This window comes from Streptomyces sp. NPDC057623 (assembly GCF_042800355.1).
Classification (GTDB): domain Bacteria; phylum Actinomycetota; class Actinomycetes; order Streptomycetales; family Streptomycetaceae; genus Streptomyces.
Genome location: NZ_JBHVGZ010000013.1, coordinates 1 through 25,579 on the forward strand (window position 1 = coordinate 1; position 25,579 = coordinate 25,579).

Annotated in this window: 24 protein-coding genes and 3 pseudogenes; 11 read left to right on the forward strand and 16 right to left on the reverse strand. The window is 67.6% G+C overall.

The window, feature by feature from the left end; translation table 11 throughout:
• The coding region (locus tag ACFU95_RS15930; protein WP_383827517.1) for an RICIN domain-containing protein at positions 1-2,222 on the forward strand (2,222 nt) is incomplete at its 5' end.
• Between the two features lie 203 nt (positions 2,223-2,425).
• Here the strand turns inward: ACFU95_RS15930 and ACFU95_RS15935 are convergent.
• From ACFU95_RS15935 to ACFU95_RS15945, 3 genes are all read right to left on the reverse strand, one after another.
• On the reverse strand, positions 2,426-3,028 hold the full coding sequence (locus ACFU95_RS15935; RefSeq protein ID WP_383827519.1) for a hypothetical protein: 603 nt from the start codon (positions 3,026-3,028) through the stop codon (positions 2,426-2,428).
• 99 nt (positions 3,029-3,127) lie between these two features.
• On the reverse strand, positions 3,128-4,639 hold the full coding sequence (locus ACFU95_RS15940) for an MFS transporter (protein ID WP_383827521.1): 1,512 nt from the start codon (positions 4,637-4,639) through the stop codon (positions 3,128-3,130).
• Between the two features lie 238 nt (positions 4,640-4,877).
• Positions 4,878-6,086, reverse strand: a complete 1,209-nt coding sequence (locus ACFU95_RS15945; protein WP_383827523.1) for an oxygenase MpaB family protein — start codon at positions 6,084-6,086, stop codon at positions 4,878-4,880.
• Positions 6,087-6,519: 433 nt separating this feature from the next.
• On the opposite strand from ACFU95_RS15945, the gene ACFU95_RS15950 reads away from it, so the two are divergent.
• Positions 6,520-7,182: a TetR/AcrR family transcriptional regulator gene (locus ACFU95_RS15950; RefSeq protein WP_383827525.1), complete on the forward strand. Its 663-nt coding sequence runs from the start codon at positions 6,520-6,522 to the stop codon at positions 7,180-7,182.
• Positions 7,183-7,395: 213 nt separating this feature from the next.
• Complete coding sequence (locus ACFU95_RS15955; RefSeq protein ID WP_383827527.1) at positions 7,396-7,989, forward strand: TetR/AcrR family transcriptional regulator; 594 nt, start codon at positions 7,396-7,398, stop codon at positions 7,987-7,989.
• Positions 7,990-8,006: 17 nt separating this feature from the next.
• On the opposite strand, the gene ACFU95_RS15960 is transcribed toward ACFU95_RS15955, so the two are convergent.
• From ACFU95_RS15960 to ACFU95_RS15975, 4 genes and pseudogenes are all read right to left on the reverse strand, one after another.
• Positions 8,007-8,291: a hypothetical protein gene (locus ACFU95_RS15960; protein ID WP_383827876.1), complete on the reverse strand. Its 285-nt coding sequence runs from the start codon at positions 8,289-8,291 to the stop codon at positions 8,007-8,009.
• A gap of 151 nt (positions 8,292-8,442) precedes the next feature.
• Positions 8,443-8,658, reverse strand: a pseudogene (locus tag ACFU95_RS15965) (TetR/AcrR family transcriptional regulator); the annotation flags it as partial.
• A gap of 312 nt (positions 8,659-8,970) precedes the next feature.
• Positions 8,971-9,582, reverse strand: coding sequence for an MFS transporter (locus ACFU95_RS15970; protein WP_383827529.1), 612 nt, complete (start codon positions 9,580-9,582; stop codon positions 8,971-8,973).
• 93 nt (positions 9,583-9,675) lie between these two features.
• Complete coding sequence (locus tag ACFU95_RS15975; protein ID WP_383827531.1) at positions 9,676-10,164, reverse strand: TetR family transcriptional regulator; 489 nt, start codon at positions 10,162-10,164, stop codon at positions 9,676-9,678.
• A 54-nt stretch (positions 10,165-10,218) separates the two neighbouring features.
• Between ACFU95_RS15975 and ACFU95_RS15980 the strand changes: the two genes are divergently transcribed.
• Entirely contained in the window at positions 10,219-10,701 is a 483-nt protein-coding gene (locus tag ACFU95_RS15980) for an IclR family transcriptional regulator C-terminal domain-containing protein (protein WP_383827846.1), read from the forward strand.
• Positions 10,589-10,853: pseudogene (locus tag ACFU95_RS15985) on the forward strand (putative quinol monooxygenase). The gene ACFU95_RS15980 and the pseudogene ACFU95_RS15985 overlap by 113 nt, the downstream one beginning before the upstream one ends.
• Before the next feature lie 179 nt (positions 10,854-11,032).
• Here ACFU95_RS15985 and ACFU95_RS15990 read toward each other — a convergent pair.
• The 4 genes from ACFU95_RS15990 to ACFU95_RS16005 all read right to left on the reverse strand — a co-directional run bounded on the left by ACFU95_RS15990 (position 11,033) and on the right by ACFU95_RS16005 (position 14,093).
• A complete protein-coding gene (locus tag ACFU95_RS15990; protein ID WP_383827533.1) occupies positions 11,033-11,824 on the reverse strand; it encodes an endonuclease/exonuclease/phosphatase family protein in 792 nt (263 codons plus the stop codon).
• On the reverse strand, positions 11,808-12,305 hold the full coding sequence (locus tag ACFU95_RS15995; RefSeq protein WP_383827535.1) for a hypothetical protein: 498 nt from the start codon (positions 12,303-12,305) through the stop codon (positions 11,808-11,810). Before ACFU95_RS15995 ends, ACFU95_RS15990 begins: the two co-directional genes overlap by 17 nt.
• Before the next feature lie 748 nt (positions 12,306-13,053).
• The gene (locus ACFU95_RS16000; protein ID WP_383827537.1) at positions 13,054-13,881 is read right to left on the reverse strand and encodes an ATP-grasp domain-containing protein; all 828 of its coding nucleotides are present in this window, start codon (positions 13,879-13,881) and stop codon (positions 13,054-13,056) included.
• The gene (locus ACFU95_RS16005) at positions 13,848-14,093 is read right to left on the reverse strand and encodes a hypothetical protein (protein WP_383827539.1); all 246 of its coding nucleotides are present in this window, start codon (positions 14,091-14,093) and stop codon (positions 13,848-13,850) included. Before ACFU95_RS16005 ends, ACFU95_RS16000 begins: the two co-directional genes overlap by 34 nt.
• A gap of 135 nt (positions 14,094-14,228) precedes the next feature.
• Here ACFU95_RS16005 and ACFU95_RS16010 point away from each other — a divergent pair, with 135 nt between their 5' ends.
• Entirely contained in the window at positions 14,229-14,906 is a 678-nt protein-coding gene (locus tag ACFU95_RS16010) for an HAD family hydrolase (protein WP_383827541.1), read from the forward strand.
• A 22-nt stretch (positions 14,907-14,928) separates the two neighbouring features.
• Positions 14,929-15,837, forward strand: a complete 909-nt coding sequence (locus ACFU95_RS16015; protein ID WP_383827543.1) for a UTP--glucose-1-phosphate uridylyltransferase — start codon at positions 14,929-14,931, stop codon at positions 15,835-15,837.
• A 9-nt stretch (positions 15,838-15,846) separates the two neighbouring features.
• Here ACFU95_RS16015 and ACFU95_RS16020 read toward each other — a convergent pair whose 3' ends face one another.
• From ACFU95_RS16020 to ACFU95_RS16040, 5 genes and pseudogenes are all read right to left on the reverse strand, one after another.
• A complete protein-coding gene (locus ACFU95_RS16020; RefSeq protein ID WP_383827545.1) occupies positions 15,847-17,586 on the reverse strand; it encodes a VanW family protein in 1,740 nt (579 codons plus the stop codon).
• A gap of 1,055 nt (positions 17,587-18,641) precedes the next feature.
• Positions 18,642-19,772 carry a DUF475 domain-containing protein gene (locus ACFU95_RS16025; RefSeq protein WP_383827547.1) on the reverse strand — a complete coding sequence of 377 codons (1,131 nt, stop codon included), beginning with the start codon at positions 19,770-19,772 and terminating at the stop codon, positions 18,642-18,644.
• A 3-nt stretch (positions 19,773-19,775) separates the two neighbouring features.
• Positions 19,776-20,171: a universal stress protein gene (locus tag ACFU95_RS16030; RefSeq protein WP_383827549.1), complete on the reverse strand. Its 396-nt coding sequence runs from the start codon at positions 20,169-20,171 to the stop codon at positions 19,776-19,778.
• A gap of 17 nt (positions 20,172-20,188) precedes the next feature.
• A pseudogene (locus ACFU95_RS16035) lies at positions 20,189-21,073 on the reverse strand (tripartite tricarboxylate transporter permease); the annotation flags it as partial.
• A gap of 372 nt (positions 21,074-21,445) precedes the next feature.
• A complete protein-coding gene (locus ACFU95_RS16040) occupies positions 21,446-21,874 on the reverse strand; it encodes a hypothetical protein (RefSeq protein WP_383827551.1) in 429 nt (142 codons plus the stop codon).
• Positions 21,875-22,111: 237 nt separating this feature from the next.
• Here ACFU95_RS16040 and ACFU95_RS16045 point away from each other — a divergent pair, with 237 nt between their 5' ends.
• The 4 genes from ACFU95_RS16045 (at position 22,112) to ACFU95_RS16060 (ending at position 25,535) form a co-directional block, all read left to right on the forward strand.
• Positions 22,112-22,525 (forward strand): hypothetical protein, encoded by a 414-nt coding sequence (locus ACFU95_RS16045; RefSeq protein WP_383827553.1) that lies wholly within the window; start codon positions 22,112-22,114, stop codon positions 22,523-22,525.
• A 550-nt stretch (positions 22,526-23,075) separates the two neighbouring features.
• On the forward strand, positions 23,076-23,504 hold the full coding sequence (gene tnpA, locus ACFU95_RS16050) for an IS200/IS605 family transposase (RefSeq protein ID WP_383827848.1): 429 nt from the start codon (positions 23,076-23,078) through the stop codon (positions 23,502-23,504).
• Positions 23,501-24,721 (forward strand): RNA-guided endonuclease InsQ/TnpB family protein, encoded by a 1,221-nt coding sequence (locus ACFU95_RS16055; RefSeq protein WP_383827555.1) that lies wholly within the window; start codon positions 23,501-23,503, stop codon positions 24,719-24,721. The genes tnpA and ACFU95_RS16055 overlap by 4 nt, the downstream gene beginning before the upstream one ends.
• A gap of 115 nt (positions 24,722-24,836) precedes the next feature.
• Positions 24,837-25,535: a response regulator gene (locus tag ACFU95_RS16060; RefSeq protein ID WP_383827557.1), complete on the forward strand. Its 699-nt coding sequence runs from the start codon at positions 24,837-24,839 to the stop codon at positions 25,533-25,535.
• Positions 25,536-25,579 lie beyond the last annotated feature (44 nt).

The following is a 25,579-nucleotide window of genomic DNA, read 5'->3' on the forward strand; positions in this document are numbered from 1 at the left end:
TCACAGGCCAGCAGAGCACACGAAGGAGGAAGAACGCCCTGGCTACGGGGTCAGCGACTCAGCCGGGCTCCAGGGAACTCACGGGATGTCGCACAAACACGGACAACACCAACGGCACCCTGAAGCAGACCAGGACGACCTGGCGCGAGGCGATGGGCTTCGCCCCCTGGGCGTTCAACCTGCCCGACGCGCAGTACTCCTCGGCGTGGAAGTACCTGACCGATGCCAAGCGGTTCAACGCGCCGTACGGGCCGACGACCCTGGAGCGGGTGCACGACTTCGAGGCCGAGCAGGCCGCCGTCACCCACGCGAACACCCACAACGCGACGACGGCCTCCAACGGCAAGTACGTCGGGCAGATCGACTACGACGACAGCGCGGTCACCTTCACCGTGGACGCGCCCGGCAACGGCACGTACCCGGTGACGGTCCACTACGCCAACGGCACCTCCGCCACATCGACGCACAAGGTCGTCGTCAACGGCGACACCGCCAACCCCGTCACCGTCAGCTATCCCTCCGGGGGCAGCTGGGGCCAGTTCTCGGAGACGAAGTCCGTCACCGTGCAGGTCCCCATGAAGACCGGGGCCAACACGCTGAAGTTCACCAAGGGCACCGGCTACGCCGAGCTCGACCGGATCACGGCGAACCCGTACTTCAACTACCAGGCGATCCCCGCCGAGCAGAAGCGCGACGACGCCAACTGCTGCCACTGGAACGGCCCGAGCTGGCCCTACCAGACCAGCCAGATCCTGACCGGCCTCGCGAACCTGCTCCAGGACTACCCGGCGCAGAGCTACGTCACCAAGGCCGACTACCAGTCCATGCTGGCCCAGTTCGCCGACCTCCAGCACAAGGACGGCAAGCCCTACATCGCCGAGGCCGCCAACGGTGACACCGGCGAGTGGATCTACGACGGGTTCAACTTCAGCGAGAACTACAACCACTCCAGCTTCAACGACCTGGTGCTCACCGGTCTGCTGGGCATCAAGCCTCAGGCCGACAACACCCTGGTGCTGAAGCCGCTCGTCCCGTCGGGCTGGGACTACTTCGCGGTGGAGAGCCTGCCGTACCACGGCCACACGTACTCGATCCGCTGGGACCGCGACGGCTCGCACTACGGCAAGGGCAGTGGGCTGCAGGTCTTCCAGGACGGCCAGCGCATCCACCAGTCCTCGACCCTCGGCAACACCACGGTGAACGTGGCCGCCCCGGTCACCCCGGCACAGCCCGCACGGATGATGAACGTGGCTGCCAACCCCCTGACCGCCGAGCAGGACTGGCTGGGCCGCACCATCACCCAGCCCTACCCGAAGGCCTTCGCCTCCTACACCAACACCGTCTCCAACGGCCCCCACTGCCACAGCGGCCAGACCTGCAAGCCCACCACGTTCGACGCCCCGCTGCGGGCGACGGACGGCTGGATCCGCTACGACAAGATCCCCGACGACCGCTGGACCAACTCCGGCTCGCCCAACGCCACCGACCACCTGGGCGTGGACTTCGGGGCTCCGCGCAAGATCAACGAGGTGAAGTTCTACACCTACGACGACGGCGCGAACATCCGCGTCCCGGCGAGCTACACCGTCCAGTACCTCAAGGACGGGTCGTGGGTGAACGTCCCGAACCAGACGAAGAGTCCTGCGGCGCCGGCTGCCAACAACGCCAACGAGGTGACCTTCCCGACGATCACGACCTCCCAGTTCCGGGTCGTCTTCACCCCGCAGTCGGGCAAGTTCGTCGGCGTCACCGAGCTGGAGTCCTGGTACCCGGAGACACTCCGGGTGAAGATCACCAACAAGAACAGCAACCTGGAACTCGGCATCGCCGCTTCCTCGATCGCTGCCGGAGGGGCGGTACAGCAGCAGACCGCCGGCAGCACCGACAACCACTGGTGGAAGATCGTCCCGGCCGAGAACGGGTACTACAAGATCTTCAACACCAACAGCGGGCAGGTGCTCGGCATCAAGGACGCCTCCAAGACGGCCGGCGCGACGGCATTGCAGTGGGGCGACACGCTCACGGCCGACCACCTCTGGTCGATAGTCGACGCCGGCGGCGGCTACGCCAAGCTCGTCAACAAGAACAGCGGCATGGTCCTGGGCATCCAGAACATGTCCACGTCGTCCGGGGCCCAGGCCCTGCAATGGGACGACAGCGGCTCCGCTGACCATCTGTGGCGCATCGTCGCGGAGGACGGTTCCACACCGTTCACATCCTGACTGCCCTCACCGACGACAGCCGCGGACCTGCACAGGCAGCATCGGATCTTCCGCGCCTCGGCGTAAATTCGGCCAGGGGACGCCGTCGAGTCCGCGGACGGGGCCAAGGTGACCGGAAAGTGGTGAGGGCGAGCCGGGGTCGGCTCGCCCTCACCTCGCGGGGCAGGGGGGTGTTACCCCGCGGCTGTGGTGGACGGGAGCCCTTACGCGGTGAGCTTCTGCCTCAACTGCGCGATCCCGTCCTTGATCTTCTCCTCGGTCTCGGCGCGTGCGCGGTCGCGCTGCTCCTTCGCCTCCTCCTTGCGGATCCGGTCGGCGGCCTCTTCCATGGCCTTCAGCTCGGTTCGTACGGAGTCGGCCGGGCGTCGTTCGAGTACGGCGTCGTAGCGCATGGCCAGCAGGTCCAGCACCTCGGTGTCGGATTCTCTGACGTCGGCGAGGACGGCCGTGCCGTTGGGTGGGACGTGCTGTGCGAACAGACCGACGGCCCCGGTCGCCTCGGCGGCCCGCGTGTGGTCGTGGCCGCTGCCGATCACCGCGCCGATGCCCCAGCCCATCAGCACACCGAGCGGTCCGCCGAGGATGCCGACCAGCGAGCCGACCAGGCCGCCGACCGCGGTGTTGCGGCCGGCCCCGTTCGCCAGACTCTCCGGGACGTGGACGGTGCCGTCCTCAAGGCGCTCGATCAGGACGGCGCCACGGATCTCGGTCGTGGCGGAGGTGAGGTGCTTCAGCTCGCTGAGGGCCTGGTAGGCGGTGGCGCGGTCGGCGAAGCGGAGGGCGATGGCGTTCTCGCTCATGGACATGAGGTGTCTCCTTGGGATGGTGCGCTTCGAGTGGGATCACGCCTCACCCGAGGGCCCTGTGGGCGGAGTGCCGGGGGCACGGCGGACCCTGAGTCGGCGTCACATGTGGACGACAGGCGCCGCACTGGGGTTCTTGGCCGGTACGCCGCGGCGGTAGAGGAGGACGCTGACGACCAGCCCGGCGGTGAAGAAGGCGGCGGACCACCAGTAGGCGGTGGAGTAGCCCTCCAGGCCGGCCTGGGCGAGGACGGCGGGGTCCTTGGGGTTCTTGCCGTCGAGGTAGTTGGTGACGGCGCTGGAGAAGAGGGTGTTGAGCAGGGCGGTGCCGAGGGAGCCGCCGACCTGCTGCATGGTGTTGACGGCGGCGGAGGCGACGCCTGAGTCCTCGGCGCGCACGCCGTCCGTGGCCAGGCTCATGGCGGGGGCGATGACCAGGCCGAGGCCGAGTCCTGCCACGATCAGCGGGGGCAGGATGTGGGCGGCGTAGCCGCTGTTCAGGTCGAGGCCGGTGAGCCAGACCATGCCGGCCGCGGCGAGGCCCATGCCCAGTGGCACGATCGGCCTGGGGCCGAACCGGGGGATCAGCAGGCTCGTGGCGAGGGTCGCGGAGAGCATGAGCGAGGCGGTCATCGGCAGGAAGGCCAGGCCGGTCTTCACGGGGGTGTAGCCGAGGCTCTGCTGCAGGTAGTAGGTGAGGAAGAGGAAGACGCCGAACATACCGGCACCGCTGATCAGGATGGAGACGAAGGAGGCACCGCGGTTGCGGTCGAGGAGGATGCGCAGGGGCAGCAGGGGGTGGGTGGCGCGGGTCTGCCACCAGGTGAACGCGGCGAGCAGGACGATGCCGGCGAGCAGGAAGCCCCAGGTCTGCGGGGAGCTCCAGTCGTGGCTCTCGGCGTTGGAGAAGCCGTAGACGAGGCAGAACAGTCCGCCGCCGACGAGGACGGCGCCGGGGATGTCGATTCTGGCGTTCTTGTCGCGGGTGGTGCGCTGGAGCAGGAGCACTCCGCCGACGAAGGCGAAGGCGGCGAAGAGCAGGTTGACGTAGAGGGTCCAGCGCCAGTCGAGGTGTTCGGTGAGCAGACCGCCGAGCAGGAGGCCGATGGCGCCGCCGGCACCGGCGATGGCGCCGTAGACGCCGAAGGCCTTGGCGCGTTCCTTGGCGTCGGTGAAGGTCGTGGTCAGCAGCGACAGGGCGGCCGGTGCGAGCAGGGCGCCGAACACGCCCTGTCCGGCGCGGGCGACGATGAGCATCTCGAAGCTTGTCGCTGCGCCGCCGATGGCGGACATGCCGGCGAAGCCGACCAGGCCGACCAGGAAGGTCATCTTGCGCCCGAAGAGGTCGGCGATACGGCCGCCGAGCAGGAGCAGGCTGCCGAAGGCGAGGGCGTAGGCGGTGACGACCCACTGCCGGTCTCCGTCGGAGAAGCCCAGGTCCTGCTGGGCGGAGGGCAGGGCGATGTTCACGATCGTGCCGTCCAGCACCACCATCAGCTGGGCCAGACCGATCACGGCGAGGATCCACCAGCGGTGGCGGGGTGGCGATTCGGCGGGCGGGAGGGGGGAGACGTTGGCTGTGCCGAGGGCGGTGCCGGCGGTGGTCTCGGGCATGGCGAAGCTCCAAGGAAGGCAGGGCAAAGGGAAGTCGAGAGGCGTGAGACGGCTGCGTCGATGGAGCTCGTCGCGCGGTTGGCCGGCTTGCGGCCGGATCAGCCACGTACACGGACAGCGGTCAGCGCGCTTGCGGCCGGTGCCCGGTCGGCGTGAAGGCGGCGGCGTGAAATCGCCGAGGACCGGCCCTCTGGGAGGCGGCCACCATCGATCGTGAGCCGCGGCGATGCGGGCGGGTTCAGGCAGCCGGGGTGGACCAGCGGCGTACCACTGCCTGCCGCTGATGAGCGATGCCGAGAGGAAGAACGGTCGCGATCGGTTCGGGTTCGGGCAGCTCAAGCTTCTGACGGCGAGCTGCCTGGGCCGAGGCGGGGGAGAACGTCTGCCAGTACCGGGCCTGGCGGTTGAGCGTGCTGACCAGAGGCATGAGATCCGTCGCGGCCGGGGCGGGGATGCCCAGAGAGTCGGCGTTCCCGTCCCCGAAGGTCTGCCGGAGCACGTGGTGGATGAGGACTCGTACCTGGTCCTCGGACAGGGCGACGCCCGGCACGGCGGCCATCGCGCGGGCCTGCGCGTCGATCATGGCCTCGGTGAGCACGCGTGAGTTGTCGTCCGGAGCGGGCGTCGCGCGGTCCAGCAGGTCTTGCAGACGGCGTCCGCTCGCGTGGTCGACCACATCGCCGTAGAGGCGCTCGTCGAGCCCCAGGAGATGGGCGACGTACGACCAGTACTGGTAGAGGCGGCGTTCCTCATCGGCAGTGATGTCGATGCCTACGTCCGCCAGGGCCTGGAAGGCGACGCAGGTCATGCCGAGCCACACCCGGGCCATGTCGATCTGGCCGATCGGCACACCGCGGGCACCGTTGTCCCAGTTCTTGAGTGCCGTGGCCCGCGTACGGGCATGCCGCAGCCGGACCTCGACGGTGGCCACGTACCCGGGGGCACCCCGCAGCAGCCCTCCCGGCCGTACGGCCTGCCGCGCCCACCTCCCGGCTTCCACCAGCCGGGGTAGGGCCATGGCGGTCGGACGGCCTTGCCGGGCCAGCCGTCGCGCGAGGGCCGGGGAGGCGTAGGTGTGCGCGAGGGCGGCGGGGATCGAGCAGAGACCCGACCACAGCGGAGGTACGGACTGGCTCACGACATCGCCGCGATGGAGCGTCAGGGGATCCAGTCGGGAAGGGATGGCCTCCAGTTGCTTCAGAAGGGCGGCGACGGCCGTGGGGGGCGGTTCGTTCAGGCCGGCCAGGCCACGCCTGAGGCCCGCGTCGAGGACGCGCTGGGCCTGCACGCCGTAGAGGTCGAGCTCGGTTATGACGGCGTCGGCGAGTGGATCCCCCGCCGTGAGCATGGTCAGCACGAGGTCGGCCTTCGCGCCGTGCCGTCGGCGTGCGGCCTCCAGGTCGAACGAGGGCGCGGTGTCCGTGGGGGACGCGTGGTTCGAGGTCATGTGGCTCTCGCTCTCTACGGGGATGCGGCCGGGCCGGGAGGGGGGAGTGGATTTCCCGGCCCGGCCGCGCGGGAGGGTGGTCTCGTGGTGATCCGTGCAGGTCAGCTCGGTGAAGCGTGGCCGACCTCGGCACTCTCTTCCTTCGCGGGAAGCTTGTCTGACGTCTGTCAGATTACTCAGGATCTGACAGGTGTCAAGTAAGCGTCGCGGAACCCGGATGCTCCGGCGTGACCGGGGGGCGGAGCGGGTGGGAAAACGGAGCCGCTCGGCGCCTGTCGTCCCGCGCGGGCGCTCCTGTGCTGCCGGACGGCATCGTGCCGACGTGGAGCTGAGAACCCTCGCCGACACCACTGGCGAACCTGTTCTGACAAGTGTCAAGTAAACTGTCGGTGAGCCCCAGGGAGTCCGGGGTGACGCAGTGAAGGAGGCAGGGATGGGAGCAAGGGCCGAATCCGTTCGGCGGCCGGGGCGTCCGGGTGCGGGCACTCCGGCAGTGCCCGAAGAGGCGAGCATCCTGCAACGCGGCCTGGAGGCCTTCGCGGAGCTGGGCTACGACCATGCCTCCGCGCGTGAGCTGGCTCGCCGCCTCGGTGTCAGTCATAACTTCATCAATGACCGCTACGGTTCCAAGGCGGCGTTCTGGCGTGCGGTGGTGGACTCCGCCCTGGGGGCGCAGCTGGCCGGCCTGCCTCAGGTGGACGACTCGGTTGACGACGCCGAACGGCTGCGGCAGATCATCGCCGGCTTCTACCGCAGCGCGGTGGACGCCCCCCTGGTCGGACGGCTCTTCGTCGACGAACTCAACCGGGACACCGAGCGGTTGGACTACCTGTACGAGCAGTACATCGCCCCGACCTTGCAGACCATGAGGGTGAGCATCGATCGGCTGGTGGCCGACGGACGTATGGCGCCCGTCCCGATGCACGTACTGTTCTTCGCCGTCATCCCGCCCGTCGCGGGCATGGTGGACGTCCCTCTGGCCCGACGCCTGGGCAGGCCGGAACTCACCTCGCCGCAACAGCTCACCGATACGGCCGAGACGCTCTCGGCACTCGTGGTCAACGGACTGCTGGCGACGGGTTCGGTAGGGGCGTGATCGCACCGGCCCCTGTGGCCGGGGCCGCGCCGATGCTCACCGGACGCTAAATCTGACGCTTGTCAGGTAAGCTGGGGGTGGGCTCCTGAGGTGCCCTCGGCGTGCCGACGTCGGCAAGTGACAACGGAGGCAATGATGGGATCGACTTCGCAATCCCCTCGACGTGCGGGGCGTCCCGGTGTCGACGCCTCCGCGGTACTTGAGGAGGGGAGTGTGCTGCGGCGCGGGCTGGAGGCCTTCGCGGAGCTGGGGTACGACCATGCCTCCGCGCGTGAGCTGGCTCGCCGCCTCGGTGTCAGTCATAACTTCATCAATGACCGCTACGGTTCCAAGGCGGCGTTCTGGCGTGCGGTGGTGGACCACGCGCTGGAGGCGCAGCTGGCGCGTTTGCCGCAGGCGGATGAGGCGGTCGACGAAGTCGGGCGGCTGCGGCAGATCACCAGCGGCTTCTACCGGACCGCGGTGGACACGTCCCTGGTGGGGCGGATCTTCGTCGCCGAATTCTCCCGGGACACCGAGCGGTTGGACTACCTGTACGAGCAGTACATCGCCCCGATGCTGCAGACCATGAGGGCGAGCATCGATCGGCTCGTGGCCGACGGGCGCATGGCGCCCGTCCCGATGCACGTACTGTTCTTCGCCGTCATCCCGCCCGTCGCGGGCATGGTCGAAGGGCCCCTGGCGCGACGCCTGGGCGGGCCTGACGCGGCATCACCGGAACAGCTCATGGACGCGGCGGATTCGCTGGCGGCGCTCGTGGTCAACGGGCTGCTCGCGACAGGTTCGGGAACTCGCTCCCGGGTGTGATCCAGATGGAGCGCGCGTCATCCTGCGGCGGGCTGTAGAACCGCCCGCAGGGCGCGCACCAGGTGGCGGCGGCGTTCCTCGGTGTCGGCGTCGACCGCGGCCGTCTCCTCCTCGCTGAAGAGGACGAGGAGGACCGCCTGCGCGAACATGATCTGATGGGCGGTCTCGGCGGCTTCCGGCGAGCAGCCGAAGTGGTCGCTGAGGTGGGACGTGAAGTAGCTCGCCGCGCGCGTCATCATCATGGCGCCGCGAGCGCGCAGTTCGGGATCTGCTCGTCCGGTGACCACGAAGGCGTGGAACACCGAACGCCACTCCTTGAAGACCCGAAGGAACAGGTCGACCAGGCGCGTCAGTAGCTCGTCCCGCTCTCCCTGGGTTCTCCCACAGCGGCTCGGCGGCGGTGAGCCAGTCGGCCATGACCTTGTTCAGGAATCGGTCCTGTGCGGCGACGAGCAGGCCGTGCCGGTCGCCGAACCGGTGGTAGAGCGAGCCATTGGACACCCCTGACTCCCGGCTGACCGCGGCGATGCTCAGACCCTCCATTCCGTGGCGGTCGAGGATCGACAGCGCGGCGTCGAGCATGCGGTCCGTCGACTGCTGACTCCGTGACTGCCGTGGCTCGCGCAGTCCCTCGGAGCTCTTTCTGGAGGGGGGATGTTGTCCGGTCATGTACTAGAGCGTGCACTCTAATCTGTAATGGAGTGTGCGCTCTATTTTCTGCCTTCCGGGCAGACCCGGCCCGGTGCCACCACCCTGAGGAGATCGACATGCGAACCTACGACTTGCGCACCTACACCCTGGCCAGCCGCGAAGACCCGGACCTCTAGAAGGACGTCGTCTACGCCAAGCACATCGACAGCGCCAAGCTGTTCGGCATCGAAATCCACGGCTCCTGGACCAGCCCCTCGGACGACGAGCCGCGGTTGTACATCCTGGCGTCCAACCCGGAGGGCAGTGACCCCGCCGAGGTGGGCATGCGGTTCATGTCGAGTCCCGAGTTCCAGAAGGATATGGAGGGATTCGACGTCGCGAAGATCCTCCACGTCGATTCGGTGCTGCTGTCCCCGACGGCCATTTCGCCTCTTCAGTAGGGCGTGCTGGGTGGGGCGGCCGCAGGTTGATCCAGAAGGCCCAGCGCCAGCCGATACTGTCGGTGAACCAGCCGCCCAGCAGCGGTCCGGCGACGGAGGACAGACCGAAGACGGCGCCGATCGGCGCCATGTACCTGGCGCGCTGCCGCGGCGGCACGAGGTCCGCGATGATCGCCTGCGAGGTGATCATCAGGCCGCCGCCGCCGAGGCCCTGTACGGCCCGGCCGATGATCAGCCAGGTCATGTCCTGTGCCGCCCCCGCGATCACGGAACCGGCGAGGAAGACGGCTATACCGCCGAGGAACAGGACCTTGCGGCCGATCAGGTCGCCGAGGCGGCCGTAGACGGGCATCGCGATGGTGGCGGTGCTGACGATCGCCTGGTCGAGGGACGACAGCAGCATCGCGGTCATGAGGGCGGCGAAGACGAGGCCGAAGTGGCGTGGTGTGCCGGAGGAGTTCTGCTCCTCCATGGCTTCCTCGGCGGGGGGCGAACTGCTCAAGGGGGACTCCTGGCGGCGAAGCGTGGCAAGGAAGGGGGGAACGGGGCGCGTCACGCACCGGGCCCTGGGAGGGCCGGCCCGGTAGTCACGGGGTCAGCAGGGTGCGCAGGAGTTCCACGGAGCGTTCGACGTACGGAACAGGGGAGTCCTCCCCCTCGCCGGTGTCTCGCTCACCCAGCGGTCCAGGCCCGTGCGCACGGCGGTCAGGGCGAGCGCGGCGATCAGGGTCGGCACCTCGCCCAGGGGCTCCTGTCCGAGCCGTCGCCCGACCGCGTCGGCGATCGACCGCTGGAAGGCGTCGAAGCGCGCCAGCATCACGGCCGGCAGGGCGGGATGGCGGCGGGTGAGCGCGTAGGCGGCATGTAGTTCCTCGCGCAGGGGTGCGCTGTCGGCCAGGTCCCGGACGAGGAGCCGGGTCAGGTCGGCGAGTACCTCACGGGGGTGTGCGTCACCTTGCGCGGCGAACTCCTCGGCCAGCGCCGACGGCAGTTCTGCCGGGGGTGCGGTCAGCACGGCGTCTTCCTTGCTCGGGAAGTAGTTGAAGAACGTGCGGGGCGAGACGCCGGCAGCCGCGCTGATCATGTCGACGGTGATTTCGTCGAAGCCGTGCTGCTGCGCCAGTCGCAGAGCGGCGACATGGATCTCACGCCGCGTCTGGCGGCGTCGGCGGTCGCGCAGACCTTCGGTCGTGTGAGCCAGCGCATCGCCGTCATCGACACCACCGTGCCCCTCACCGATGCCCAGCACCCTTTCGCACCCGGACTTGGGACCCGGGCGCACGCCACCGCCCACGGCAAGGTCCTGCTCGCCTCGCTTCCCCGAGCCGCACGGTGCCGTTACCTTGCCGAGCACGGAACGGCACGCCTCACCGAGCGCACGATCACCGACGAGGAACGCTTCGAAGCGGAGGTCGCGAGCGTCCGGCACCGGGGTCGGTTCCCTCCTGAGGCCGGCCGCGGCCGTGTTTCCGGCAGCTTCGGAACAGGGCCGCCCGCGGCTGGCTCTCGTGAGGCCCTTCACCGAGGCGACCCGTACCGAACCGGGCAACCTCTTCTTCGACTGGTCCCGCAGTGTCGACGACCCGAACAGGTTCACGCTGCTGGAGGCGTTCGCGGATGACGCCGCCGGCGCGGCCCACGTGCAGTCCGAGCACTTCACGGCCGGGCTGGCCACGATGGCCGCGGCCATCGCTGAGACTCCCGAGATCATCAGTGACCATTCCCGACCAGCATGGCTGGGGCCGCATGGCCGAGCTTGCCCCGCGGGCGTAAGGCCGGCCCCTCGGCGCGGGGCGTGCGCGGCGGCCCATGCCGGCGACCGTGGCCTCGGTAAGGGCGGCAACGGGTGCTCTTCGGAATCTACCGGTCGGCCGCTGTGCCGGTCCGGACGTGTCGGGTGCGTGCTGCGCCAGGACCCGCGTCGCACGCAGCACACCCTCTTGTGCGACAGCCTATGGACGGAACGGGAACTGAACGCTCACCTGGCAGTACGAATGGTCGGACTCGGTCGCCGCCACCGTCGTGGTGAGCAGCCGCATCGCATGCCCATAGAGAATGTGGTCATTCTGAACACCCTTGGGCGTCGTGGGAGTTCCCTCGAACGCACTCAGGTAATTGCCCGGAAGGAAGACCTTGCAGAGAAGCTCTTCTATCCGGCCGTGGTTCGCGTCAAGGGCGGCAAACGCTGTACCGGCACTGCCGATGGCCAGCAGATCCTCCGTGAGCATGTCCCACATCGGCGCGAACATCGGCTCGGTGGGGCTCGCTCCGAATCGGTGCAGGGGGAAGCAGTGCCCGTTCACAAGGCCGAGCGTCCTGTCACCCAGCTCCATCGATGCGACCACGTAGCCCTTGTCGTGGAGCTTCCAGGGCTCGCCGTTCGGGCTGGCGCCCTCCAGGCGGAAATTGGGGAACTGCTTGTAGACAACGTCCTTGATGGGGAACCGGGACAAGATGCCGAGCGCCAGGGAAGCGTTCTCCGCCATGTGCGATTCGCTGGTGGGGAATGACGCGACGTAGGGATACCCGGCGCGTCGCGCCAGATATTCCGACTGGCCTTCCCTGCGTTCGCCGTAATCATGAGCCTCCTGCAGACAGACCACATCGGGCAGGTGCTCGTTCAAGACCGAGGCGTAGTAGTCGAGTGACGGACTCCGGCCGCGCTGATGAGATTCCCCAAGGATCCCGCCCCCGATGTTCCAGGTGCGAGTTTCAGGAGTGTCGGCCTCATATTCGCGTCCCAAGGGGAGAGGGAAGAACCGTGTCGGCCGACACCTTGAACGCCGTCGCCGTTGCTGTCAGCGCGGCCTCCACCTCGCGGCTGGTCTCGCCCCGGAAACGGAAACGGCCACCGACATGCTCGTAGTAGGCGTCGGCCGCTGGAAGGACGTCTCCCACCTTCAGCAGGGCCTCCGCGTACGGCCCCGGCACCGTGCCCAGCATCGAGAGCACGTCGGTGATCCGGCACGGGCGCTCCGCCGGGGCCGGGATCAGCAGGTAGCCGCCGATCTCGGCGCGGTCAGCTGTCCGGGGGGCCGGCACCGGCAGGCCCATCTGTAGCTGAAACGCCGCGGCCATCAGGTCGTAGCCGTGCAGTTCGCGCCAGACGAACGGGATCTCCGCACCTCCGACCCGAGCGCCGACCTCCAGGAAGCTGCACCTGGGAACGCCCGTCGACGTGTCGACGAACAGCTCCAGATGGAAGACGACAGGGGTGTCGGACAAGGCACGGAGACACTGCTCCGCACACTCTCTGACGGCCCGGTTGATTTCGGCGTTGTCTTCCTCGACCGAACCGAGGAACGTTCCCTCGCGAAACCCCAGACAGGTGTTGACGTATCTGGACGCCCGCCACAGCGGAATCGCGCTTCCGGTGAAGAGGCCGTCCACATGGTAGATCTGGTGAGGTTGTAGGCCTGCACCATCATGGGTTCGCCGGAGAAGCGCAGGGCGGCGAGGTCCGCGGGTCCGTCGAGCCGTACGACGCCCTCGCTGGAGCTTCCGGACCGGGGCTTCATGATCAGGGGCCAGCCATGCCTGGTGCTGAACTCCCGGACGTCGGACTCGTCGCTCGCGATGGCGAAAGCGGGCAGTTCCAGCCCGGCCTTGGCGACCCTCTCCGCCATCAGGTATTTGTCGCGGAAGTGGGCCAGGTCCCCGACCCGCTGCCCCGGGCAGTTCCATTCCTCGCGCAGAGCGGCGGCGACCAGCAGATCGTCCTCCTTGAGCGCGACGATCGCCGTCGGCGGACCATGACGGTCGACGAGCCCGCGCACCGCGGCCCGGACCGGTTCGAGGTCGTCGGTGGCTCGGACGACCACGACCTCAGAGGCGGAGTCCGGCACAGACCGCAGCCCGACCTCGGTCGAGACATAGGTGACCTGGTACCTCTCGTGATCCAGGTACTCCGCGTAGAGGGCGTACCGCTCACGCCAACGGTTGACGATGACGACGTGCGGCCGCGCGCTGCCACTCACAGTTCGTACATCCCTTCACCATCCAGGTAGTGGACGGTGCCGATGTCCCGCATCACTGTCTCTTCCTGCTCGTGCAGCAGAATCACGAAGCCGACGTAGCTGGAGTCGTTCGTGGTGGGAACGAGTTGCCCGCCCACGGGGACGAACTGCCGGAGCTCGTGGAAGCTCTCCAGGTTCCTGACCGCTTCGAGGTGCCGCAAGGAGCGCAGAGTGCCGGCACTCGGGGACACGAGCGCCACCGACGCCAGGTGGCGGTCGATGCGGTAGTCGTCGTCGCATCGGGCGAAGAACCGCTCAGGCCGCACATAGGCGTCGACGGTCCAGTCCAACGCCGACTCACCGGTGGCGAGTTGTACGTAGTACGGCAGATCGCCGCCCGCGATCCGAGCTCCCATCTCGATCAGCACGGGTCCGGAACTCGTCAGCTTCATCTCCAGATGCGACGCGCCATGGCGCACGCCCAGGGCGTCGAGCACCTGGAACGCGTACGCGACGAGCTGGTCCTGGACTTCCCCGCGACGGGGCATCAGATAGACCGAGTTGCAGATGTCCTGCATGCCGTTGACGGAGACCCGGGTGGTGCCGATGACGTCGCACACATGGTGCCGGCCGTCCCGGCTCACCGTGTTGACCACATATTCGGGGCCGAAGAGGTATTCCTGGGCCACCACACCCGTGTTCACTTCGGAGAAGACGTTCTCCGAACCCAGGATCTTCCGGAACGCGGCCACCGTCTCCTGCGGCGTCTCGCAGAAGGAAACGCCGTCATTGGCGGCGCTGCGCAACGGCTTCAGTACGACCGGCCGCCTGACTCCTCGTGCCACTGGCGCAGTTCTTCCTCATCGGACACCAGAAGCTGGCGGGCGCCTCGAAGGCCCGCCGCCTTGATTGTCTCTATCATCCTGAACTTGTCCCGGCGGGCGGGGCTCAGAGCCGTACCGTTGGTGGGCAGGTCGAGCGCTTCGCTGAGCCGGTCGGCGAACTCCACACCGAACTCGCTGCCCGCTACGACGGCGACCGGGGCGTAGGCGCCCACAGCGCGCAGAGTCTCGGCGAAGTCTCCCGTCGACGTCCCTTGGCAGACACCGGGACATGTGTTCACCACACTGCGCAGAGCCGCCACAGCGGTGGCTTGAGGAAATGGTCGACATCAGAAGGTGCGGGTGATCGCGTGGTGCTGCCGATGGCGCCGGGCCGGAAGCAGGTCAAGGCCGTCGTGTGGGACATGGACGGGACACTGATCGACTCCGCGTCGGTCGTCCCCGATGCGTTCTGCGAGACCGTACGCGCGCTGGGAGGAACGGTCCGCAGCACTGCGGAGATCGTCGCTCTCTACTCGCTCGGCCCGCCCGTGTCCATGCTCACCGAGCTCCTCCAACGCCCTTGCGGTGACGCGGAAGTCGACGTGTATCACGGGATCCTCGCCCGGCGTGCCGGTGCCGTCATGCCGTGCGACGGCATCAAGAGCGTCCTCGAACGGCTTCAGGGGACCGTCCCTCTCGCGGTCTTCACCGGCGCGAGCCGTCGAGCCGCGGAGATTCTTCTCGGAGCCGCGGGGCTGCTGGATCACTTCTCGGTCCTGGTAGGAGGAGACGAGGTCCACAAGCCGAAGCCCGATCCGGCGGGCATCCGCAAGGCATGCTCGCTCATTCCCGTCGACGTCGACAGCGCGGTGTACGTCGGAGACGCGCCCACCGACCTCGAAGCCGCGCGCCGTGCGGGAGTCATCGGCGCGGCGGCGGGCTGGGGACATCTCTACGATGCCGCCGCACCGGCGGACCTGCTGCTGCGCAGCCCCGGTGACCTGCTTGCCTGCCTGGCGGCGACGAACGGTGATCACAGTGCCTGATCACTCGAACCGAAAGGGCCCCATGCCGAAGACCATCCGCCGGGCGGTCATACCCGCCGCGGGGCTCGGATCCCGCCTTCTTCCCTTGACGAAGGCGACGCCGAAGGAAATGCTTCCGGTCGGTGACAAGCCTGTCATCGAGCACACGGTGCGGGAGCTTTTGGCCTCGGGCATCACCGACATCACCATTGTGGTTTCAGGCGACAAGAGTGTGATCCAGGAGCATTTTCGCCCCAATCCACTGCTTGTCACCCAGCTGCGCGAGGCGGGGAAGACCGCCTACGCCGACGCCGTGGAGGAAGTCGGCGAGCTTTCCCGGAGCGGGCACATCACCTACCTCCACCAGCACGGCCCGTACGGAAACGGAACCCCGGTTCTGAATGCGGCGCGGAACTTCGGTGACGAACCGATTCTCGTCCTGTGGCCCGACGACGTGTTCGTCGCGGAGGTACCTCGCGCACAGCAGCTGATCAGGGCCTATGAGGCGACGAGCTGCCCCGTGCTGGCGCTGATGCCCATGGACGCGAACGATTCCCGGCGTTATGGCGTGCCCGTTGTCAAGGAGGATTTCGGGGACGGCCTCCTTCGCATCACCGGCTTGGTGGAGAAGCCGAGTCCGCGGGACGCGCCATCGGCCTACGCGGCCATCGGCGGTTATGTCGTCACCCCTGACATCATCGACGAGCTGCGTGAGCAGACCAGGCGCTGGCACGAGCACCGGACCGGCGAAATCTATCTGACCGATGCCATCAACGCGTACGCCGGCAGCCGTGCCGTGTACGGCCAGGTGATTCAGAGGAAGTGGTACGACACCGGAAATCCCCTGACCTATCTCATCGCGCAGTTCGCCGCGGCCCTCGCCGACCCGGAACACGGTCCGCACCTTCATGAGCTGGCCCGGGAACTCGGCGGGCCGGTGACGCCCGGGTAGCTCGTCCCGTCACTCGCAGACGATCTCGTCCCGAGGGGTGTAGTGCGTACGGAACGGCTCCCGCTTCACCTCTCGGCCGTCGGCCACGAAGACGCGTTGCACGGTGACGTCGAAACCCTCCAACGGAGTCTGCGGGACGCATTTTTCGTCGGTGCTCACCTTCTTCTCCGGCTGCTCCACGTTGGTACGCGGCCCCGTGACCGACTCGATCTCGTCGTACTTCCTGGTGCCGAGGAAGGTGATGGTCACCGAGGTGTCGGTGGCCTCGGCCTGGATGTAGATCGCGTTGCCGGAGTCGTTGTCGAACTTCAGGTCGAGGCTGCCCCAGGCGACCGTGGCCTCGCGGCCCTCCGGGTAGCGCTCGATGTAGAACGAGTGGGCGCCGTGCTCCACGGGCTTGACGCCGGCGAAGAACATCGCGTTGAACATGGTCGTGGCCACGGCGGAGACTCCGCCGCCGGGTGCCTTGGTGAACTCGTCGTTGAAGATCATGATGCCCTCGACGAAGCCGTTGGCCTCGGTGCGCTCGCCGACGGTGCGGTTGAAGCTCCAGGTCCTGCCCGGCATGACGACGGAGCCGTTGATCAGTTCGGCCGCCCGGCCGATGTTCTTCGTGCGGTACGGCGCCGGGTCGAAGTTGACCGTGAAGGACGACATCTTCTCCGTCAGGCCCAGCCGCGCGGCGTTCTCGGCGGTGACCTGGGGCCGGGTCACGCGGGCGGCCACCTCGCCCGTGCGGGCGGTACCCGACTTGGTGAGCAGGGGCAGCACGGCCTTGCCGAGCGCCTTGTCGGTGATCTGTACGCCGGACCTGGCGTCGTCGGCCGCCTCGACCTGTTCGCCGACCAGACGCAGCGTGGCGTTTTGGGGCTCGGCCGGCAGGCCGAACAGGTTGCGGGTCACCACGGGGGAGGCGCGCAGGCCCTTGGCGTCGAGGTCGGGAATCAGCTTGCCGGTGTCGTCCGGCCGCATCGTCAGGTAGTCGCCGAGTTCGTCCGAGGAGATCGTGAAGCGGCGGTCGGCCGCCGTCAGCCTGACCGGTCCCGACATGGCCGGCTGCGCGAAGTCGCGCACCGCCCGTCGTACCTCCTCCGCGGTGACCTCGGGTTTCGTCTCGCGGGCGGGCAGGGCCGTGACGGCGCCCGCGTCGCCGCGCAGGAAGGAGGCGCGCAGCGGGGCGACCGCGGCGTCCGTGTCGAGTGCGTAGCCGCTGTGCGGGGCGACCTGGTGGACCTCGCCGTCGGCGAAGGAGACGGCGCCGTCGCGGACCTTCTGGTCGAGCGACTTCGCCAGCTTGCCGAGGGCCGCGTGGGCCTTGTCCTCGTCGACGCGTACGACCGGCTGGACGGGGCCGCCCGAACGGTAGAGCCCGCCGATCACGGTGAACGGGTCGATGTCGTCGGCCCGCACCGCCCGGTCGACGGTCTCCTCGAAGTCGAAGGTGATGCCGGCCTGCCGCGGATCGACCGTGCCCTCGCGGTCACCGACGGTCACGGCGAGGTCCCGGGAGCCGGCCGACCCCAGCCGCTCCTCCAGCTTCCGGACGGCCTCCGCTCGGCTCAGGCCCCCGACGTTCACCCCGAGCACGGTCGTACCGGCGTCTATGTCCCCGCCCGCGAGCAGCAGCCCGGCGAGATACAGCCCACCGACACCGACGGTCAGGGCGCCGCCGGCCAGGGCGAGGGGCGGAATGGACGCGAAACGGGGTACTGAGGCGTTTCGCTGGACGGAGGGGACGCGCAGGCGCATGGGTCTCCCGGGCGGACGATCGACAGGACGGCGCGTCCGATGACGCGTCGCTGTGCGCGAGGCAAGCACATCCAGCTAGCCATAATCGGGCGAAAACGCCTATGTCGCAGACCACGTATGTTCCGGATCACGCCCACGCCGCACCGCCGACCAGCCAAAACACTGCCGGGCCCCTGCCGGGGTGGTCTTGGGGGGGTGGGCGTGTCCTGGGTGTGTCGGGGGGCGGGTTCGGGTGTCTGTGGTGCGGGCCGGTGAGGGGGTGCCGGGGGTGGTCTTGGGGGTGGGTGTGTGCCCTGGGTCTGTTGCGGGGCGGGTTCTGGTGTCTGTGGTGCGGGGCCGGCGATGGGGGTGCGGGGCCCTGCGGGGGTGGTTGACGAGCGGGTTCTGCGTGTGTGTGGCCGGGCGGGTTTCGGTGTCTGCGGCGAGGGGCGGGGGCGTGTGGTGGGGCTTCGGTGCTCGGGTTCCGCGGGCGGCACAGGGCGGGCACCGGGCTTGCGGGGCCCGGCGCGTTCTGGTTGGTGCTCACCCGGCCGTCCCGCACCGCGTGAGCCGACGGAGCGTCCCCGGCCCGGCCTCCGGCGCCGAAGCCGCCCCGGCGGACGGTGCGTGGGACGCCACGTGCCCGGCAGGGCGTGTGCGAAGTGCGACGCCTCCGGCGGACGGTGCGTGGGGGGCGGCGCGCCCGGCAGGGCGTGTGGGAAGTGCGACGCCTCCGGCGGACGGTGCGTGGGGGGCGGCGCGCCCGGCAGGGCGTGTGGGAAGCACGACGCCGTCGGTAGACGGTGCGTGGACGTGACGCCCCCGGCGGACGGGGTGTGGGAAACACGAGGCCCTCGCGCGGTCTGGCGCCTGCGCATCGCGAGGCCCGCGCGCGGTCTGGCGTGTGCGCATCGCGGCGCCCCGGGCGGTCTGGCGTGTGCGCATCGCGAGGCCGCGCGCGGTCCGGCGCATGCGAATCGCGACGCCCCCGCCCAGGCCGGCGCATGCGAAACGCGACGCCCCCGCCCGGTCCGGCAGGGGCGTCGCGTTTCGCAAGCTGGGTGGAGGCTTTCCGGTTACGCCCCGGACGGAACCTCCTGCTTCTCGTCCTCCTCCGCCGCCGCCAGTGCCCTGTTGCGGCGGACGGAGGCGAGGAAGGAGGCCGCGATCAGGATGACGCCCACCAGGCCGGTGATGATCTCGCTGATCTGGTGCTGAATGGTGATCAGGAGGATCGCGGCGAGGGCGCCGATGGCGTAGTGGGCGCCGTGCTCCAGATAGACGTAGTCGTCGAGGGTGCCCTGGCGGACCAGGTAGACCGTGAGGGAACGGACGTACATGGCGCCGATGCCCAGCCCCAGCGCCATCCAGAAGATGTGGTTGGTGATGGCGAAGGCGCCGATCACGCCGTCGAAGGAGAAGGACGCGTCCAGGACCTCCAGGTAGAGGAAGAGGAAGAACGCAGCCTTGCCGGCGAGGGCCACCGCGGAGACCGGTTTGCCCTCGGCCCTGGCCTTCTCCTCCTCCTCGTGCTCGTGTTCCTCCTCCTCTTCGATCTTGTTCTCGAAGTGGGCCGACAGGCCGCCGACCACGAGGTACGTGATCAGTCCCGCCACTCCCGAGAGCAGGACCGTGGCCGCCTTGTCCGCGTGGCCGGTACTGACGTGGGCGTGCGTGGCGAAGGTCATCGCGGTTGCCAGCAGGGCGACGAGCGCGACGCAGACCGACAGCATGTCGATCCTGCCGAGCTTGGCGAGCGGGCGTTCCAGCCAGGTCAGCCACTTGATCTCGCGGTCCTCCAGGATGAAGTCCAGGAAGATCATCAGCAGGAACATGCCGCCGAAGGCCGCGATCGCCGGGTGGGCGTCGGTGACCAGGTCCTGGTAGCGGTCGGGGTCGTCCAGGGCGAGCTGGACCGCCTCCACGGGGCCGACCTGGGCACTGATGGCGACGATCACGACCGGGAAGACCAGCCGCATGCCGAACACCGCGATCAGAATGCCGACGGTGAGGAAGATGCGCTGCCAGAAGGCGTTCATCTTCTTCAGGATCCCGGCGTTGACGACCGCGTTGTCGAAGGACAGGGAGATTTCGAGGATCGAGAGGATCAGTACGATCCCGAAGGCCTCCCAGCCCCACTGCCACGCGGCGAAGACGAGGCCGACCACCGTGACGGCGAACGACCAGCCGAAGGTTCGCAGCATCATCGCCTAGCCCTCCGCCTTCACCGCGAGCACTTGGCAGCCCACGCCCAGCAGGATCTGCTGGGCCGCCGATCCCATGATCAGTTTGCCGACCGCGCTGCGGCGGCGCAGACCGATCACCACCAGGGACGCGTCCGTCGTCTCCGCGAGGTCGATGATCTCCGCGGCCGCGTCACGGGCGCCCAGGACCTGGCGGACGTCGAAGTCGACGCCCAGGGCCGCGAGGTCCTCGCGTACATGGGTCAGATCGGGTTCCTGGGCGAAGCGGGGATCCACCAGGGAGTCCCCCCTGGTGGTGTTCACCACCAGCAGTTTCTCGCCTCGGCGGCGGGCCTCGTCGATCCCCGCCCGCAGGGCAGCCTCGCCCTCGGGGGAGGGGACGTAGCCGACCAGGATGGTCATCTCGAACTCCAGACGTCTCAGGCAGCGGCGTTTCGCGCGCTCAGGGGACTTACCACGAAACGGCGGATCAGTGGCCACAGCAGGACCAGCGCGATCACCGCATAGACCGAGTACGACACCGGGCCGCCCACCAAACCCGACAGTTCGCCGCCGGACAGCTGGAGGGAGCGTCGGCCCTGCAACTCCGCGCGCGGGCCCAGGATCACGCCGACGATCAGCGGCAGGACCGGCAGCCCGAAGCGGCGCATGGCGAAGCCGAGCAGACCCAGGGTGAGGAGGAGGAACAGGTCCAGGGGCTGGGCGTTGACGGCGTAGGCGCCCATCGACGCGAAGAAGAGGATGCCCGCGTAGAGGTACGGGCGCGGGATCTGGAGCAGCTTCGCCCACGCCGGGGCCAGGGGGAGGTTCAGGAGCAACAGGAGCAGGTTGCCTATGAAGAGGCTCGCGATCAGGACCCAGACCAGGCTCGCCTCGCGTTCGAAGAGGAGAGGGCCGGGCTGGATGCCGTACGACTGGAAGGCGGCCAGCATCACCGCTGCCGTGGCGTTCGTCGGGAGGCCGATCGCCAGCATGGGGACCAGGGTGCCCGCGGCGGACGCGTTGTTCGCGGCCTCCGGGCCCGCCACGCCCTCGATCGCGCCCTTGCCGAACTCCTCGGGGTGCTTGGTGAGCCGCTTCTCCGTGGCGTACGACAGGAAGGTCGGGATCTCCGCGCCGCCGGCCGGCAGTGCGCCGAAGGGGAAGCCGAACACCGTGCCGCGCAGCCAGGGCTTCCAGGACCGCTTCCAGTCCTTCTTGCCCATCCACGGGCGGCCCACCGGGATCACCTCGGCCGGTTTGCGCCGCAGATGCGCCGCCACCCACAGCGCCTCGCCGACCGCGAAGATGCCGACCGCGACCACGGCACTGGCCCTGGACTGCGGTGATCACCAGCGCATTCGACCAGCTCCAAATGGCTCGTGCATTTATTGAGTCATTCCGGATATGGGCTCGAAACGCGGCGCTCCTAAATGCCCGGACTCACCCGATGATGCCCCGGTCGGACGTTTCGACGCGGAAATCCTGTATGAAGTGGCCCTTTCTGCAGATGAATCTTGCAGTGTTCGGCGCCGACCATGAGAGTCACAAGCACCGCTACATCGCTGTAGGCGTGCGGAAACAGAGCATATTACGCATCTGCGGCCTGCCGAATGCGGAGGGGCGGTCCACCATAACGGGATCCGTAAATCCAGTGCGCCTCAACCCAGCGTCCACATTGATCGGCGGATCCACGACTAGGTGCAGCAGATCGATCGTGTATTACCGTGTCCGTACAAATCGGCCTTGACGTAAGTTGCGGATGTGAGCTCAAGGAACCTGCCTTCCTCGAAGTCCTTGTTGCAAACTCCCCAGTTTCCCGCCCCCAGCTTGTTAACGCACGAACCAACTCTTCCGGCACCGCTCCATTCGGCCACTGCAGAATAGCCATCCTTCACGGTGTCCTTTATGTAGATTAGATCACCGTCGGGCTTGAAGCAAGAATATGCGCCTGTGAATGCATCGGCGTCCGTGCAATAGTAGGTACCGGTCGGCCCACCGGATGCTATGGCAAGGTCAACTTCGCTGCCGTGATACTCAGCGAAGGCGGCGGTGGGATTCATCAAGACCAGTGTGACGGCGGCCGTGGCGGCCAGAGTAAGTAGCCTTGGGTGGGGTGCGCGCATGGCGAATTTCCTTTGTCGAAGTTCGCCAAGAGATTGCCGCAGCGCCTCTGGCGCTGTCAATGGATGTGCAATCGGGCAGGATCTTTGTCCATTTCTGCGCAATTCGCCTTCTTTCCACGTTTGTGGGCGATATGCGGCAATGTGATTCAATGCTACTTGAGCGGAATCTGGGTATCCATGCGTGTCTTCCGCTGTTATAGTCAGCCCACTAATCGCATCAGGCGAGGGAGGAACCCGTTGATATCTCTGCTTCGTCGCAGCTTGCGCAAGCGCTCCGGCGTCGTATTTGCCGCTGTGGCTGCTCTCGTGATGCTCGGTGCTGCACCCGCATCCGCGAATAGCTTCGACGGCTCATACTATAATTCCCTTAACGGTGGCAAGTATGAAGGGTACTATAGTTGGTCCGACGGCAACAATGCCGTCACCGTCAGCAATATAGGTAATGGGTACCACGTTCGAGTGAGGGTGCAGGCATACGTAAGCGGAGCCTACTACAGCTATCTCGACAAGTACAGCAATGATAATACCACTCTCAAGTCGAGTGTGCCTGATGCTATGCCTAAAGTTAAGATGCGGATTTCCCTCTGCTACTACAGCTCCGACTGGAATTACCTCGGCGGCTGCAATTACCACTACGGCTATAACACGTAGCAACCTTAGTCGCATCTTGGATAAGGGTCCGTCAGCTTGCTGACGGACCCTTATGCTCGTTCTGAGCGCATATTTCTGCTCGTGGGCAGGCTGTGGCCGCTGTGTCGGGCGCCGCCGGGTTCCAAGGCTCTGGGCGATGCTGCTTGTAGAGACGCTACTGATCAAGGTTCGGGAGGGTATCGAGCCGGGGTAAAGGCGGCAGAGTGGGGCGGCCGGCGATGCGGCTGCACACCATCTCCGAGCACTTGGCCTCGATCTTTCGTGACGGCTCGGCGGTTCGTCTGGCGGGCCGTTTCGGCTTGTTGGTGGGGTGTGGGCAGGCCGGTGACCCAGTCGCGTCGGGTGGGCGCCGGGTTCCACTGCTCCGGCGTGCGGGTTCTGGTCGTAGCGGTGGGTCGTTGCTGCTGGTCAGCCGGGATTCGGGAGGGGCTGGAGTCGTTCGCGTCGGTGATCACTCTGGCATCAAGTGTTTCCACGGAACTGCACTGTTGAGCCGGGGTACGGTCGGCGATCACTAGACCTGTCGCGCATGTATAGTCTGCACGTGACTCTGGCCAGGAAGGTTCGCCGGTTCTCCGGCGGCGTATACGACCTCGGGCTCCACGTGGTGTGGTGCCCGAAGTACCGCCGTCCGGTCCTGGGTGGCCAAGTCGGGGTCCGTCTGCGCGAGTTGATCGAGCAGAAGGCCGCTGAGCGCGGGTGGGAGATCATTGCCCTTGAGGTGATGCCGGACCACGTGCACTTGTTCGTCAAGCACGACCCGAAGTCCTCCTCTTCGTACGTCGCGAACCAGTTCAAGGGCATAACCTCCCGAGTGTTGCGGGCGGAGTTTCCTCATCTGAAGTCACGCATGCCCACCTTGTGGTCGTCGTCGTACTTCGTTGCGTCGGTGGGCGCCGTGAGCGCCGCAACGGTGGAGAAGTACATCAACACCCAGTGGGAACGCCCGTGGAAGAGGGAGAAGGGGGACGCCTCGTGATACGGGCGTACAAGTTTCTCCTTCGCCCTACGGCCGGTCAGGAAGCCGCGCTCAAGTCGATGCTTGCCGACCACTGCTCGCTCTACAACGGAGCCTTGCAGGAGCGTCGGGACGCCTACCGGCACAGCTCGAAGACGAGCATCAAGTACGGGGATCAATCTGCCCAGCTCAAGGCGATTCGCGCCTTCGACCCCGAGCGCCAGGGGCGCTGGTCTTTCTCCTCTCAGCAGGCCACCCTGCGCCGCCTGGACAAGGCGTTTCAAGCCTTCTTCAAGCGTGTGAAGGACGGTCTCACGCCCGGCTACCCTAGGTTCAAGGGCGTCGGGCACTTCGACACTGTGACCTTCCCGAAGGACGGGGACGGCTGCCGCTGGGATTCCACCCCTGAAGCCCGGCAGTCCCGCGTGCGCCTACAAGGCGTCGGACACGTTCGGGTGCATCAGTACCGGCCCGTGCGCGGCCGGGTCAAGACGATCTCGGTGAAGCGGGAAGGCCGTCGCTGGTACGTTGTCCTCGCCTGTGACGATGTGCCGACCACGCCCCTGCCCGCTACAGGCAGCATCGTCGGTATCGACATGGGTACCACGCACTTCTTCACCGATTCCCATGGGAACCACGAGGAGAACCCGCGCTTCCTGGAGTCGATGGCGGAAGAGCTGGCCAAGGCTCAGCAGTACCTTTCGACCTTCCCCAAGCACACCCGGCGCCGGACGAAGAAGCACCGCGATGCCGCCCGGAAGGTCGCCAAGCTGCACGCCAAGATCCGGCGGCAGCGCTTGGACCACCACCACAAGACGGCCCTTGCACTCGTGCGTGAGCACGACGTGATCGGGCACGAGAGACTGAACACCGTGGGCATGACCAAGACGCCCACGCCCAAGCCCGACCCTGAGCAGCCCGGCGGCTTCCTGCCGAACGGGGCCGCCGCGAAAGCCGGGCTCAACCGCAGCATCCTGGATGCGGGTTGGGGACTGTTCCTCGGAATCCTGGCGCAGAAGGCTGAGAGTGCCGCTCGCTGCGTGGTCCCGGTGGACGCCCGCAACACCTCCCGCACGTGTCCACCCGAGATCGGCGGATGTGGGCACGTTGCCAAGGAGAACCGCATCAGCCAAGCGAAGTTCGAGTGCGTCAAGTGCGGCCTGGCCGAGAACGCCGACCGCGTAGGCGCACTGAACGTCCTGCACAGGGCCGGGCTGGTCCTCTGCGCGGAGGCTTAGCCACCGACGTAGGAAGCCCGCGACTTTACTTTAGTCGTGGGTGGAGTCACGTTCACCGCCCGGATGTGTGTGTCCGTGTCCGTCCGTCGGCCGGCCGAGCGATGGAGCAGGTCCGATGATCGATGTACTGATCGTGGAGGACGACTTCATGGTGGCCCGGATCCACCGCGGATTCGTCAACGACGTCGACGGGTTCCGGGTGATCGGCGCGGCGAACTGCGGGGAGCAGGCGCTCGCCGCGGTGGCCGAGCTGCAACCGGACCTGGTGCTGCTCGACCTCTATCTCCCCGACATGTTCGGGCTGGAGATCATCCCGCGGCTGCGTACCGCCGGGCACGACTGCGACGTCATGGTGATCAGCGCGGCGCGCGAGTCCGAGGCGGTCCGGGGGGCCGTACGCCAGGGGGTCGTCGACTATCTGCTGAAGCCCTTCGACGCCGAGGATCTGAGGGCGCGCCTGGAGCAGTACGCGGCGCGGCGGAGCAACCTCTACGCGGCGGTGGTCAGCGGGCAGTCCGACGTGGACCGGGCGCTGGCGCGGGGCGCGGCGCCGGCCGCCGCGGCGGCCACCCTGCCCAAGGGCATGAGCGTGGAGACCGCCGAGCTGATCGAACGGGAGCTGCGGACGGTCGACGGCACCCTCTCCGCCGCCGAGTGCGCGGCCCGGCTCGGGGTGTCACGGGTCAGCGCCCGGCGCTACCTGGAGCACTTCAGCGTCACGGGGCAGGCGGAGGTGTCGCTGCGGTACGGGCAGGCGGGGCGGCCGGAGCGGCGGTACAGCTGGGTGGACGGTCCGGGCCCGTACCGGTCCTAGGTCGTGGGGGGGAAAAAAAGCCCCCCCCCCCCCAACCCGCCACC